Genomic DNA, 12893 nt, shown 5'->3' on the forward strand with positions numbered 1-12893 from the left:
TTCTCCCCTTACAGAAGGAAAGGGGTAAGGTATAGCTTAAGATAGATGCCTGAGTTGATGTATCTGACTAAAGACAGAGGGCTCGTCTACCTACACAAGGTCACGTCGCGCCAAGCTGAGGTTTTTCGTTGTAAGCAATCCAATGAAGATTTAGGGTTTTGAGAATATCAACAAGCTGATCAAAGTTGCTTGGTTTGACCATATAAGCATTTGCACCTAAATCATAAACACGATTAATATCTACGTGCTCTTTTGACGAGGTTAACACAACCACAGGCAATCGTTTTAGCTGAGCTTGTTGGCGAATCCACATCAAGACCTCAGCCCCTGAGCGTCGAGGTAGTTTCAAATCTAAGAGGACAACTACAGGTAATGGATAGGTTGTGCGATCGCCATAGGGTTCCTCTCCAGAAAGATATTTCACGGCCGCGTCACCATCCGTGACCACGTGCATAGGGGTAACCACCTCAGCCTTACGCAGAGCTCGCTGCACAAGAAAGACATCTTTCGGATTGTCTTCAACCAGTAAAATGATGTGGTCTATGTTCACTGGGAATCCTCTGCCCTCGGTAACTCAATCCAGAATTGGCTGCCTTGCCCAGGTTGAGATTCAACGCCCACTTGTCCACCCATGCGTTCTAAACCCTTGCGGGCGATCGCCAGCCCAATGCCTGTGCCGGGGTATTCCTCCTCGCTATGTAAACGAGTGAACGGACGGAAAATTTGCTGCTGATTCTTTAGGGTAATGCCAATGCCATTATCCTTGATCCACAGCCGTAATTCACGCCCATTTTGCTCCGCCCAAATTTGCACTGCGGGTTGTGTACCGTTTGCTACAAATTTAAGCGCATTAGACAGCAAATTGGTCAAGACTTGAATGAGAATCAGACGATTAGCCTGTACCGCCGCCAGCGGTTCTCTAATCTGGATGCGTGCCCGTTTCTGCTGAATTTCGGATTCTAGTTGAGCTAATGCATCTCTTAAGGCCCGAGACAAATTGACGGGTTCTATATCAATCTCGGTTTGTCTTAGCCGACTATAAGTCAATAGGTCAGTAATTAACGTATCCAATTGCTCAGCATTTGTAGCAATGCGTTGCAAGCATTCTAGATTATCCCCCTCCAAGGAATTACCGACTTCATCTAATAGGACTTGAGCAAAGCCTTGAATGGTTCGCAAAGGAGTACGCAAGTCGTGGGAAACCGAGTAAACGAACTCTTCAAGATCCTGGTTAACCGCCTCTAATTGAGCCGTTCGTTCTTGCACTCGTGCTTCTAAGCTGGCATTCATTTGCTGAAGCGTCAGTTCAGCTTGCTTACGTTCCGTGATGTCTTCCAGTAGGCCGTCCACCACTGAAATTCCTTCAACGGTATTGAGCATAATGGTCAGCAAAGCCCAGAACTGGGTGCCGTCTCCCCGCTGCAACTGTATCTCCTGCTCCTGCTTCTGAGGAAGCGACAACTCGGATAGCTCAGCATACCAGCCGCGAGCATCTAGGAGATTCATGGTGTTGGCTTGCGCCAGGGATTCTACAGCCAGTAGCTCTAGAAACGCAGGATTACATTCAATAATTCTGCCGCTCGCTATTGACCGAAAGATTCCAATTTTGACCTGATTGAGCAATCCTTGTAGCCGAATCTCCAGCAGGGCCACTCGCTGTTGGGTTACGACTCGCTCTAAGGCCATTCGGAGCGCAACTGGAACTCGAATATAGCGGTTGGGCGCTTTCAATACATAATCATCCAGCCCAGATTGCAATGCTTCAACTGCAATTTCTTCCGTTCCCGTGTTCGTGAACATAATGACGGGACAGCGAGGGTAACGGGCTTTAATCGCCCGGAGCACCTCTAGCCCATTGCTCCAACCCAGTTGGTAATCGGTAACGACTGCGTCGAAGTTGTTCTCGGCAATGGCCTGCTCAAGTTCTTGGGCATCAATGATTTCTTCTGTTTCTAACTGCGAAAACTCCCGTTGCAGTTGACGAATAATGAGGGCGCGATCGCTCCTGTTATCATCAATTACCAGAACTCGGAGAGTTTGGGTCATAGGTTGGCTTGCTCCGTGGGAGAACGGCACTTGGTAGAGATATCCAGAAGCGGCTTCCCTGCCCCAATTGCGACTCCATGCCAACTCGTCCACCCATGCGGTCTAGCCCTTTATGGGCAATAGCTAAGCCAATGCCCGTACCGGGGTAGCTTTCATTCCCATGAAGGCGTTCGAAAACACGGAATACTCGTTCTTGGTGTTCGGATGCAATACCAATGCCGTTGTCGACGATCCATAAACGTATCCAGTCTTGATTATTTTGCCGCTCAACGGTATTAAAAATATCTACCTGAGGTTTAATGTCGGACTCTACAAATTTTATTGCGTTGCTGATTAAATTGGTAATGGCCTGGATTAGAGTTGAGCGATGGGCTATGACCTGGGGCAGGGGAGATGCAACGTGAATTTGCGCCTGTTTCTGCTGAATTTCTACGGCAAGCTGTCTAAGGGCTTCGTTGACAATGTCATCTAGAGCGACTGGCTGCAAGTTAATCTGGGTGCTTGTTAATCGGCTATAGGCCAGCAAATCGTTGATTAGCCCGTTCATTTGAGTGGCATCTTCAATGATCGAAGCCACGTAGCCCTGGCAATCCTCATCCAATTTGTCACCACAATCCTCCAGTAAGGCACTAGTAAAACCTTGGATGGTTCGTAGGGGTGCCCGTAGGTCATGGGAAACTGAATAGGTGAATGCTTCGAGTTCTTGGTTGGTTTCTTCTAGTTGAAGGGTACGTTCTGCCACCCGTTGTTCTAGTTGACTGGCGTATTCTTGCAATTGGGTTCGCATACGCGATTGTTGTAGGGCGATCGCCAGTTGTGCCGCGACCTCCTGAGCAACTTCCTGAGCGGGCTCATCAAAAGCGTCGGCATCCGTTGATGCTAGATTCAATTCACCAATCAACACATTCTGGGTGAGCAAGGGAACACTCAGGCAACTACGGAAACCATAGGAGCACAACTGCCTCATTACAGGAGGCAGTACTTCTACAGTGCCAAGATTCTTGACATAACGGACTTCGTACAATACATCCTGGTCACAGACAAAGCTGTCTAGGGATAAAGACCTGTCAGTAGGCAAGCTTAATTCTTCAGTTTGGCCACTCCCGGTCAGCACCTTTGCTGTCCCAAGCGCCAAATCAAACACAACTACAAAGGCATACTCGTGAGGAACAATTTGCCGTAGTTGACTGAAAGCATTGCGAATGAGGGTTTCATCCGTTTCTGCGGCTAAAATTGCACGATCAATATTATGTAAAGCGACCAGGCGTTGTCCGTTCCATTCCAGCGCGATCGCTGCTCGTTGTGCCTCCTCGGTTCTAAGCTGGGCAGTATGCAAAGCATTCTCATAGGTTCGAGAAACCTTGAGAATCTGACGGTAGACGAAATACGCCAGGATGATTCCTATGCCAGACGCTAAAAACAAGCTGGTCAAGATGACAGAGCGGGTAGTTCGTTGTGCGACATTGCTCCGCTGATCCCGCAGTTGTTCCTCAGTGGCTATGAAGACCGCAATTTGATGCCGTAGCCGATCCATCTGTTGTTTGCGACGTTCAAAATCAATCAGAGATTCGGTCTGGTTCTGCCGCTTGCGAGTAATGGCAGTTGTAACCTGTGCTTCCCATCGATGCGATTGGCGAAGCAATTGATCGACCCGTTGCGTTTGCACAGGGTTATCCGACACCAATTTTCCCAGCTTCTCTAGGCTGGGATCGAGCACCTCATTAGCCTGCTCGTAAGGTTCTAAAAATTCCTGCCGACCCGTTAGTAGATATCCCCGAAATCCAGTTTCTCTGTCTAACAGTAACTTCTGAATGTAGTTTGCCTGGGAGATAACCTGATTAGTATGATCAACCCACTGTAAAGCAGACAATAGCCGAGTGATTTGCCAGATGGAAACTCCAGCCAAAAGTAGTAGTAGAACAATTGGCAGGGCGATCGCGCGGGTTAGCTTACGACGGAACACGTTTTCAGAGCGTTGAAGTAGCATAACCTCATGCTACTAGCTTGTCAGCCAGCCTAAAGCGTTAGCTAAAAAAGATATCACTGAAGCCATAGACATGGCGTCTAAATCCTACTGTACCGAGCCTGGGCTCGGAGGCTACGTAACGGGCAGCATGTAAAAATAGCTACTTCAGCTTATGCCAACCTGGGGTTACCTAACTCAAAACCCTTGTTTTGTCGTTGTATGTCGGCAAAACAAGGGTTCTGAATTTTGATGCAAGGGCTGAAATGATGCATTCACTAGCTATGCGGATAAGCTGTTATCTTCCTGTAAAATTAGATCCGCTTGGGATAATAGAATTGCTGTTTCATAGCCAATTCTACCCATCTCTGGTTCTGGTCCCATTTCCATTTCTACCAGGTAAGACCAGCTTCCAGCTTCAGGGTGATAGCTTTTAATTGTTCCACTTCCACCCAGAAAGTTCACCTTCTGGCCCTTATAGAGATGGGGCAATGCTGCAGTCGTTGCAATCATAGTCACCTCACAACCTTTGTTTATAGCGGTGTTCTTATATGTATAGTTGTAGCGGACAGCCAAGCTTTTCTGTTTCTACCAAGAGTGCCGCTTTTCTATAGAAAGAGTATTTCTAGCGAAGTAATTTTTAATACCACCAAATTGCAAATGTAAAGATTAAAGCCATCCTCATAGATTCAGCCCTAATTTGAAAATAAATCTCTCGTTCTACGTATCGTTCAACGCAAGCTATAAAGCTTGCCCAGATTCTGTTTGCTCCAGGAATATACACAAGAGAAAATAATGCTCAATGTTTCTTTAAAACCGCAATGAAATTGTTAACAAATAGCAACTGTCAATCCACAAACCCCTTTTTAGAAAAGCATTGTGTAAATTAGCAGCTTCTTGAATTTTTGTGAATCGAAAAGGCATTTAGTCAGGACGAAAATAGTGGGGGCATGGCGATCGCTTTCAGTATGCTTTGAAAAGACTCCTGCATTAATGGCGATGGGCAGCGGGTTGAAAAATACCTTCTGTTTATTTCGTGAAGGGCAATCAGCCTGCTGCGATCGCCATCAACCTCCATCCTGAATACCTGGCAAGCAAATTGGGCGAAGAATTGGCGATCGCCCTCGAATGCCTTGCGCAGGAGTATTTAGAAAAAGCTACTCCTGAACAGCAAGCTAAGGCTTACTCTTTCGCGATGCATGCAAAAGTTGCCATCGTGTCGGTTATGGAAGGGGAAGACAAATCCATCAACTATTCACACATGTTCCGAGCTAGTAATGTGATGATTCTGCCCAAAACAAATCTCCTGTCCTACGTGCCTTTTGATGTGGCGCGATGCCTGGATTATGCCCGTCAGGTGAATCCTGACATTGAGATTTTCAGGTATCCGCGATCGCTGGTGATGACCTCGATAGCGGGTACCAGTGGTTACTCGATCGCTATAGCCCTTAGCTTCTGAGACAAATTAAACTACCTCATACACAATGAGCAACGGACATGCACAAATATTGCAGTTTTGTGCATATAAAATATCCTGACGATTGCAATCCTAGTAGTAGAGATACTCCAGAGCACCTGTACAACATTCTAAATCTCATCTTTTTGGCTAGGCGGATGGGGCGATCGCGAAGCTTCTAACTGGCTAAGCAGTAGAGCCTCCAGACAAAATATTAGGGCTGTTGAATGAATCTTCCAAAACGCAGTATTCCACCAACCAACGTCAATTAGCTGCTCAGCTCTTACACCTATAAAGGAAAAACAGCAGCTTATTTTGCTGTTACTAAGTAACGGCAAAATAAGCTGCTGTTTTTTTACACTAGACGTTAATCACAATAGTCTTTTGCAATCACATAAATATTTTAGATTTAGGCATTTAGCTTAATAGCTTAATTCATTTCTTATTCTTAAATAAAATATTTATAATAAAGTACCCTGTTGGGTAATCTCAATTACTTATTCTGCTTCCTACCATACACATATAGCTAAATAAAGCTAATTAATTACGTTCTCAACTCATATTAAAGTCTTCTCAATTTATAAGTTTGAGAAAGATTTTTAATGTAACGAGTCGTAATTCTTTCATGGATTCGATATTCTTTTTTAGATATTGAATCTTTATCCATCATTATGTTAGGAGAATATCCATGTCTGGAGAGCCCGGAGATCTGGTTCTAAGTTTGTTCGAACGTCTGGTTGATAGGGTGAAATCTATTCGTCCAATCCGGAGCGATGGAAAAGCCTTAACCACAGGCTTTGTCTATTCCCAACTCGTATTAGGTCGCATGGTCGATCCAAATGATTATCTAAAACCCTGGTCTCCCATGGGAGGTGCAACCCTCCAGGATACCGTTAATAAGCAGACGCAACCTGTTACCGCAGGTGCTGTGGTTGGTGCACCTGCTACGGCTCCTGCTGCAAGTACAGCCAGTACAGGGCCTGACCCCAAGTTTCGACGGGCGATCGAAGCAGCCTTCAAAACATCGCAATTGGTAGACAGCATGATCATGGTCACCAAGGATGATGTCTACCTACAATACCCCAGTGAGCGTAAGATTAGCTTTGCTTACGAAAACATTATCAATGGAATGCAACCTCTACCTGCGCCAGCACTTCCTGCCAATGTGCAAAAGCAGATTGAGGATGCTCAGAAAGTTCTGTATGAATTAGAAAAAGATGATGATGGTAAGCCTGTTAGAGGAGAAGATGGATACTACATCTTAATTGGTAAGAGCAGGTTGTATAAGACCTACATCAAAAACGCTGAAGAGTATGCCCTTGCCAAAAAAGACTACTCCGATGCCCAGGCTAAAGCCCTGGCCGATCCTCAAAAAGCAGAAACCTGGCCTCAAGATTCAGTCTATTATCAACGTAAAGTGGATGAAGCTTGGGATACTCTCAAAACCATGGGAGCCGAGCGTATTGAACGGGCTTTAGACACGATCGCCTCGGTGGGTGTCAGCATGCAGGCCCGCATGATTGCCAAAGCTCGTAAGATTTATGATGCCTGGAACCTGGGACTTGCGGGTGTTGCAACCCCGATCCCCTATTCCTACATCGAACCATCAGGGTGGTGCGATCCCGACAACGACGATGAAGGTTGGCAAAAACTCACCATTAAAATGTCTGAGCTTCATAGCCATACTCACAGTAGCAACAGCAGCAACTTTCAACGCCATTGGGAAAGCCACTCATCATCCACAGGTGGTGGAGGAACCGTGGGTATTGGCTTTGTCTTCGTAGGTGGCTCGGGTGGTAGTTCCTCATCCAATAGTGAAGCAACATTCTCGTCCTCTTCAGAATCAGGATTCCAATTTCACAACGACGCGAAGGATCTTGAAGTTGAGTTGGAGTACGGTCTGTGCACCATTCATCGTCCCTGGTTACTGGGAGACCTGTTCTACATGCGGAACTGGTACTTGGTGAACAATCCCAAGAATGCCGTTAGTGATGGAAGCATTACCAATCAAGTGGAAAAAGCTGAACCGTTGCTTCCTATGATTCCCCGGCAATTCCTGGTAATTCGGAATGTCAAGATCCGTTCTGAAAGCTGGGGTAATGATGGATCAACGCTTTCCACCCTGCATAGCCATTTCCGCAGTGAGGATTCTAGCAGCAGTGACTACATCAGTGGCGGTGGCGGTTTCTCCCTGGGATTCATCTCCTTCGGAGGCCATGCATCCCACTCCAGCAGCGATGCCCAAAGTGACGGCAGTGGCTATACCAACAACACCTACACGGGCGACTATGGCTGGCGCTTTCACAAAGAAACCTTGGAAATTAAAGGCGCACAAATTATCGGTTGGCTCAGCGAGATTGTACCGGCTTGTGCCCCATTAGATGATCCGGGACTCAAGAGTGAGGGCGCTGAGAAGGATAAGTAATACCGCCTCGGAACGGTTTTAAGCATTGGCTTCTCGTGCCTGTCTGCCCGAGAAGCCTGACTTAAAACCAATATTCTTTTGAAGATTTTCAACAAGGCTCACACTACCCCTGTAAGGATTGACGTAGAAATGGATGGAAGCATTGAAAATTTGATGGGAAATGTATTTAATTATTTTCTGAGCCTGTATCAGCAAATAAACAGCTCAGCGATTGATGAAACATTTCTTGCATTCGAGCCCATTGGAACACGTATCACGCCTAATATGTTCAAGCTTCGGTCAACCGATGCAACATACTTCGACAAGCTTGCAGTTGAACAGCTTTCGGATCTTATCAATAGCATTCCTGAGATTGATGCTAACGTATTTCGACGCACTATCAAAGATGTTGATGAAATGTATGGCATTTTGTTAGAAGGGGCCACACCTGGAACTGAGGACAATGGTGAAGTCACACTGTTTAACACACTAAAATCTAAAGCAGTGCGGAAATTTGAACCCACTGTTGGATATTACCAGAAACCTCTACAGTATCGCCCTTCCTATGCCATGCCAAGCGATTGGTATGATGCCAGCGCTGAAGGAAATTGGACGGCCTATAGCACTCAAATGGAAGAGAAGAAAGAACATTCTTCAATTCCAGGAAAGCAACCCTCTCCTAAGCTGCAGCTGAATCCTACTGTTCTAAAGTGGAAGTGGCAGGTTTTACCAGATGACCTCTCTCCCATCCTTGAAAAGCCCTACTTTATTGATCGGATTTCAACGTCTCAGATCTTAAAGCAGGAGGATATCCGCACTACTCTTCCACAGTCCTTTAAGACTGTCAAATCTCATATAAAACCTTCAGTTCTAAATCTGGAACTGAAAGCGAATAAAGCGGCATCTTTCATGGCGCGATCGCTCTCCCCTAATCTCCGCAACGCCGCCCTATCCGAGGTTACGCTATCGAAAGCAGTTTTATCTAAGACAGCATTTCAGTCATTAAGCAGACCTAAGCAAGATTTAGCCATCAAAGCGGATGTTCTTGAAGGTAGTGCCATCAGCAAGAATTCCATTTCACCCATTATTCTGGAGCAGATTCGCGCGCAAATTGCAGAACCAGCCCCAGCACCTACCCATGAAGTCGTGAACGTCAGTTTACAATCGTCAGCACTATCAGTTTTGTTGACTACAACATCAACCCAATCCGTTGAATCGAAGCAGCTGAGTTTGTCATTTAAGTACTGTTTAGTGAACGTCGATCGTCCCTGGTTATCCAATGCCTTCTTATCAGCAAAGGGATGGTATGTTCCGGGGTTTGAAGCGGGTGGATTTTCAACGGGTACAGCCAACAATGAAGGGATTTTACCTGCCGTACCAATCGCCTTTATTGCTATTAAAGATTTACAGATTTCAGGTTGGGATAACTCTGAGAGCGAATCGGTTGAGAAAGCTGTATCCTTCGGGCCATTTGTGTTAGTCGATCGCACCATCGACAAAACAGCTAAAACCTTAACTTGCAGCGGCATCCAGGTGATTGGTTGGGTTTGCCAAATTATGCCATTCCTGCCGCCCCTTTCCGATCCCGATCCTCGTTAAACAGTCACGTTATGTCAAAACACGTTATTCTTTGGAGAAATTTGCTATGCATCAGAGTGTTTTAGATATTTTCTACGACTTCAATGCTCCGCTAGAAGGTGTCTTGCATTGGATGTATCTCGACATCAAATCTCTAGTCACCATCGGGGTTGGCAATTTAATTGATCCAATGTCAGCCGCATTGAACCTGCCGTTTGAATATGATGAGCAACCGGGCAGTTATGCAACCCAGGACGAGATCATCGCAGAATGGCAACTGGTAAAATCCAGAACCGATTTGGCCAGGAAAGGAGCCAATGCGTTTCGAAAGCTGACTCGCCTGCGCCTGAGCGATGATGCGATTCGCTCTCTTGTTAACGACAAGCTTCTGGCAAATGAAGCCTACCTGAAGCGCACATTTCTGGACTTCGATTATTGGCCTGCGGATGCCCAACTTGGGGTTTTGAGCATGGCATGGGCTATGGGTGCAGGATTCCCCAGTTCATGGCCTCGTCTTCGGGCTGCCTGCTTAAATCAGGATTGGAACGCCGTTGCCGCAAATTGCCGTATGAATGAAACGGGAAATCCGGGTGTTATTCCTCGCAATGATGCCAATCAGACGATGTTTACCAATGCGGCTCATATTGCAGAGTTTGGCGATCGCTACGGCTACCAATGGGATGTTGTTTACTACCCAACCGTCATCTTGGATGAAGTGGTTATTACGCCCGAAGATGACCCCGTTCCGGTAGAACCCTGGTAAATCAAATTTGAATATGTTGGGTAGGATGCAAAACATCTCACCCAACATAGCGTCAGGCCAAAAGGAGTGGGGCGGCACAACGTGCCGCCCCACTCCTTTTGTCTTAACAAAATAGCAAACGGTATATTGCAGGAATTTTAGCTAAACCTGGTGAAGCTACAGTGAAAATGCTAGATAAGAGGATTTAGTCCTTTGGCTGGGTATTCTAGCTGATATCAAGGTATCGCCGTCGATAACACCGTGGACCTCATCTAACGGATGAGCTTGATGGCAAGAACTATACGCTCTGCTGGAGACTCCAACATGCAAGCTGCTGCTTCGCTGTTTCGTCCTGATCTCATGGACTGGCTGCGTCGTTATCGGTACTGGTTAATCTCTCTTGCGACTGTAATTTTTCTGCTTCTTCCCTATGGGGCAAAAGCACAGGCGCAGACAGGGTATCCACCGTTTCTAGACCCTCAGCTTAACGATTATGGACATGTGGTAACAGCAAGTGACGCTACCACGATTCGCAATACGTTGCAACAATTCAAGCAGCAGACCGGAATTCAGGTGGTAGTGCTCACCGTTAATTCTGTGCAGGATTATCAGACGGGCGATCGCACCATCGAATCCTTCGCGACTAATCTGTTCAATACCTGGGGAATTGGCGATCGCAACCGTGATGATGGCATTTTGCTACTGGTGGCTGCGGCCGATCGCAAGTTGCGCATTGAGCTAGGTAGCGGCTACTCTTCAAATTACGACGCAGTTGCTCAAGCGATTATCAGCGACTACATCGTACCCCAATTCCGAGAAGGGCGTATTAGCCAGGGAACGGTGGCTGGGGTCAATGCCATTGTGAGCAGATTTAACCCCTCCGCTTCAGCCCTACCCGCTGTGGAAAATCCTGGTGGTGGAGACCCACTTCAAGCTACTGATGAGGGGGCTTCTGAGGGGACTATTGCCATCGGCGTCGGATTAACAGGCCTGATTGTGGGAGTACCCGTATTTGCCAGTTGGCGACGGCATCGTAAGCGGCAGTGCCCCAGTTGCAAAACTCAAATGGTGCGGCTCGACGAACAGGCGGATGATCAATTTCTGAATGAGAGTCAACGAAAAGAAGAATCTCTTAGCTCCGTAGACTATGACGCCTGGCAGTGCCCCAGCTGCAGCTATCACCAGATTCTTCCCTATTCCAATTTCTTCTCCGAATACAGTCGGTGCCCCAGTTGTGCCACTAAAGCTCTGGAGGTGCGAACCACAACTACCCGCCAGCCTACCCGCAGCTGTCAGGGGGAAAGCCGCATCGACGAGCATTGTCGCCACTGCTCTTACGATCGGACATACTATCGCTCTATCCCTCGTCTGACTGATAACTCCTCATCCAGTGGTGGTTCTTCATCGGGTGGCGGTGGTTCTTCATCCGGTGGCGGTGCATCGGGCAGTTGGTAGGCTCAGTAGATCACAAACGAGCATTGTGACGTGCAAAGTACAATCCAATATGCTTCAAAACCCAGAGGGAATTCCCTCTGGGTTTTGAAGCATATTGGCGATCTACTAAGGCTATTAGTGCAGCGACATCCTTAATTCCTAACGCTTCTCGTCAAATTATTAAGGGGGCTGCTGCAAGATGGACTTGGGTGTTCAGGCTACCGATTTTTCCATCACAACTCGATGTAACTTTGCTTCATTCTGTTCGAAGAATAGCCAGGAGATGGGGAAAAATGTCATGTAGCGATTGTAAGTTTCCAGGCCAACCAGGTTTAATGCTTGCTCTCGATGGGCAACTAATCGGTCATACCAAGCTCGTAGCGTGGGTTTGTAGTCATGAATTGAATCATGGGTAATATGGAAGCCCGCTTGCTTTGCGGCCTCAATGTGCACAGGATGCATCACCAGAAGAGAGCCCGGAAAAAATAACTGAATCATGACCATTGAAGCTGGGTAAGGTTCATATTCCAGTGAAAAGAACTGATGAACAGCTAATCCTCCTGGTGCTAATGCAGCATAAATTTTCTGATGGATAATCTCAACCTCATCTGGGCGAACATGTTCTAATGCTCCAATGGATAGAATGCGATCAAAAGGTTTATGCTCAAAGGGAGTTGTAATAAAGTTTGTCAAGGATACATTGAATCCCAGTTCTTGAACATAAGCCAGTTGTTCTTTAGAGAGTGTAAAGCCGGTTAGTTCACCGCTGTGTCCTTGATCTCGCAATAGTTTTAACATTGCGCCCCAGCCACACCCTAAATCTAAAATCTTTTCATTACCCTGTAAACGAAGTAGCGATCGCAAATACATCGCTTTATTATGCTGTGCATCTTCTAATGTGTCTTGCTCATGGAGAAAGTCAGCAGCACTGTAGAAGCGATACTGGTTATCCAAAAACAGGGCATAAAAATCATTTGAGACATCATAATGTGATTCAATGCCACTCGCATGGTCTTGCTCAAGCATGGAGTCGAGAAAAGCTTTACGAATGGGTGAAGGTGGGTAAGCCCTTGCGAACCATTTCATTAGAGAGGGTTGGGGTTGTGCCCAGAATGCCCAATTCTCTTTTGGATCAAGAGGAATGGGTGAATGAATCCTATCTTGGGCGATCGCGTAGAGCAAACCACGAGTGGCCAGGTCGGAGGTAAAACGTGAAACCCGTTCTAAATTACCCATGGGAAACAACCTATTGATGAATCAGAAATAGACT

General features: G+C 46.5%; 9 protein-coding genes and 1 pseudogene. 5 read left to right on the forward strand and 5 right to left on the reverse strand.

Features of this window, described 5'->3' with window-relative positions:
* Positions 1-100: 100 nt before the first annotated feature.
* The 4 genes from H6F91_RS00820 to H6F91_RS00835 all read right to left on the reverse strand — a co-directional run bounded on the left by H6F91_RS00820 (position 101) and on the right by H6F91_RS00835 (position 4522).
* Complete coding sequence (locus tag H6F91_RS00820; protein WP_190774352.1) at positions 101-550, reverse strand: response regulator; 450 nt, start codon at positions 548-550, stop codon at positions 101-103.
* A complete protein-coding gene (locus H6F91_RS00825) occupies positions 547-2046 on the reverse strand; it encodes an ATP-binding protein (RefSeq protein ID WP_190774353.1) in 1500 nt (499 codons plus the stop codon). The genes H6F91_RS00820 and H6F91_RS00825 overlap by 4 nt, the downstream gene beginning before the upstream one ends.
* Positions 2015-4033 (reverse strand): CHASE3 domain-containing protein, encoded by a 2019-nt coding sequence (locus H6F91_RS00830; protein WP_190774354.1) that lies wholly within the window; start codon positions 4031-4033, stop codon positions 2015-2017. The genes H6F91_RS00825 and H6F91_RS00830 overlap by 32 nt, the downstream gene beginning before the upstream one ends.
* 258 nt (positions 4034-4291) lie before the next feature.
* Positions 4292-4522, reverse strand: coding sequence for a hypothetical protein (locus H6F91_RS00835; protein WP_190774355.1), 231 nt, complete (start codon positions 4520-4522; stop codon positions 4292-4294).
* Positions 4523-5210: 688 nt separating this feature from the next.
* On the opposite strand from H6F91_RS00835, the pseudogene H6F91_RS27735 reads away from it, so the two are divergent.
* From H6F91_RS27735 to H6F91_RS00860, 5 genes and pseudogenes are all read left to right on the forward strand, one after another.
* A pseudogene (locus tag H6F91_RS27735) lies at positions 5211-5461 on the forward strand (hydrogenase accessory protein HypB); the annotation flags it as partial.
* 692 nt (positions 5462-6153) lie between these two features.
* Positions 6154-7890 carry a hypothetical protein gene (locus tag H6F91_RS00845; RefSeq protein ID WP_190774356.1) on the forward strand — a complete coding sequence of 579 codons (1737 nt, stop codon included), beginning with the start codon at positions 6154-6156 and terminating at the stop codon, positions 7888-7890.
* A 129-nt stretch (positions 7891-8019) separates the two neighbouring features.
* Positions 8020-9468 carry a hypothetical protein gene (locus tag H6F91_RS00850; RefSeq protein WP_190774357.1) on the forward strand — a complete coding sequence of 483 codons (1449 nt, stop codon included), beginning with the start codon at positions 8020-8022 and terminating at the stop codon, positions 9466-9468.
* Between the two features lie 46 nt (positions 9469-9514).
* Positions 9515-10210 carry a hypothetical protein gene (locus H6F91_RS00855; protein WP_190774358.1) on the forward strand — a complete coding sequence of 232 codons (696 nt, stop codon included), beginning with the start codon at positions 9515-9517 and terminating at the stop codon, positions 10208-10210.
* Positions 10211-10513: 303 nt separating this feature from the next.
* Positions 10514-11644, forward strand: coding sequence for a TPM domain-containing protein (locus H6F91_RS00860; RefSeq protein WP_190789182.1), 1131 nt, complete (start codon positions 10514-10516; stop codon positions 11642-11644).
* Positions 11645-11836: 192 nt separating this feature from the next.
* On the opposite strand, the gene H6F91_RS00865 is transcribed toward H6F91_RS00860, so the two are convergent.
* Positions 11837-12859 (reverse strand): class I SAM-dependent methyltransferase, encoded by a 1023-nt coding sequence (locus tag H6F91_RS00865; RefSeq protein ID WP_190774360.1) that lies wholly within the window; start codon positions 12857-12859, stop codon positions 11837-11839.
* Between the last annotated feature and the right edge of the window lie 34 nt (positions 12860-12893).

It is taken from the genome of Leptolyngbya sp. FACHB-8, from assembly GCF_014695575.1.
Classification (GTDB): domain Bacteria; phylum Cyanobacteriota; class Cyanobacteriia; order Elainellales; family Elainellaceae; genus Vacuolonema.

Excerpts from the sequence above, each read along its gene's own strand:
- H6F91_RS00845 (WP_190774356.1), top strand. The coding sequence starts at position 6,154 with ATGTCTGGAGAGCCCGGAGATCTGGTTCTAAGTTTGTTCGAACGTCTG.
- H6F91_RS00865 (WP_190774360.1), bottom strand. The coding sequence starts at position 12,859 with ATGGGTAATTTAGAACGGGTTTCACGTTTTACCTCCGACCTGGCCACT.
- H6F91_RS00830 (WP_190774354.1), bottom strand. The coding sequence starts at position 4,033 with ATGCTACTTCAACGCTCTGAAAACGTGTTCCGTCGTAAGCTAACCCGC.
- H6F91_RS00850 (WP_190774357.1), top strand. The coding sequence starts at position 8,020 with ATGGATGGAAGCATTGAAAATTTGATGGGAAATGTATTTAATTATTTT.
- H6F91_RS00825 (WP_190774353.1), bottom strand. The coding sequence starts at position 2,046 with ATGACCCAAACTCTCCGAGTTCTGGTAATTGATGATAACAGGAGCGAT.
- H6F91_RS00835 (WP_190774355.1), bottom strand. The coding sequence starts at position 4,522 with ATGATTGCAACGACTGCAGCATTGCCCCATCTCTATAAGGGCCAGAAG.
- H6F91_RS00860 (WP_190789182.1), top strand. The coding sequence starts at position 10,514 with ATGCAAGCTGCTGCTTCGCTGTTTCGTCCTGATCTCATGGACTGGCTG.
- H6F91_RS00855 (WP_190774358.1), top strand. The coding sequence starts at position 9,515 with ATGCATCAGAGTGTTTTAGATATTTTCTACGACTTCAATGCTCCGCTA.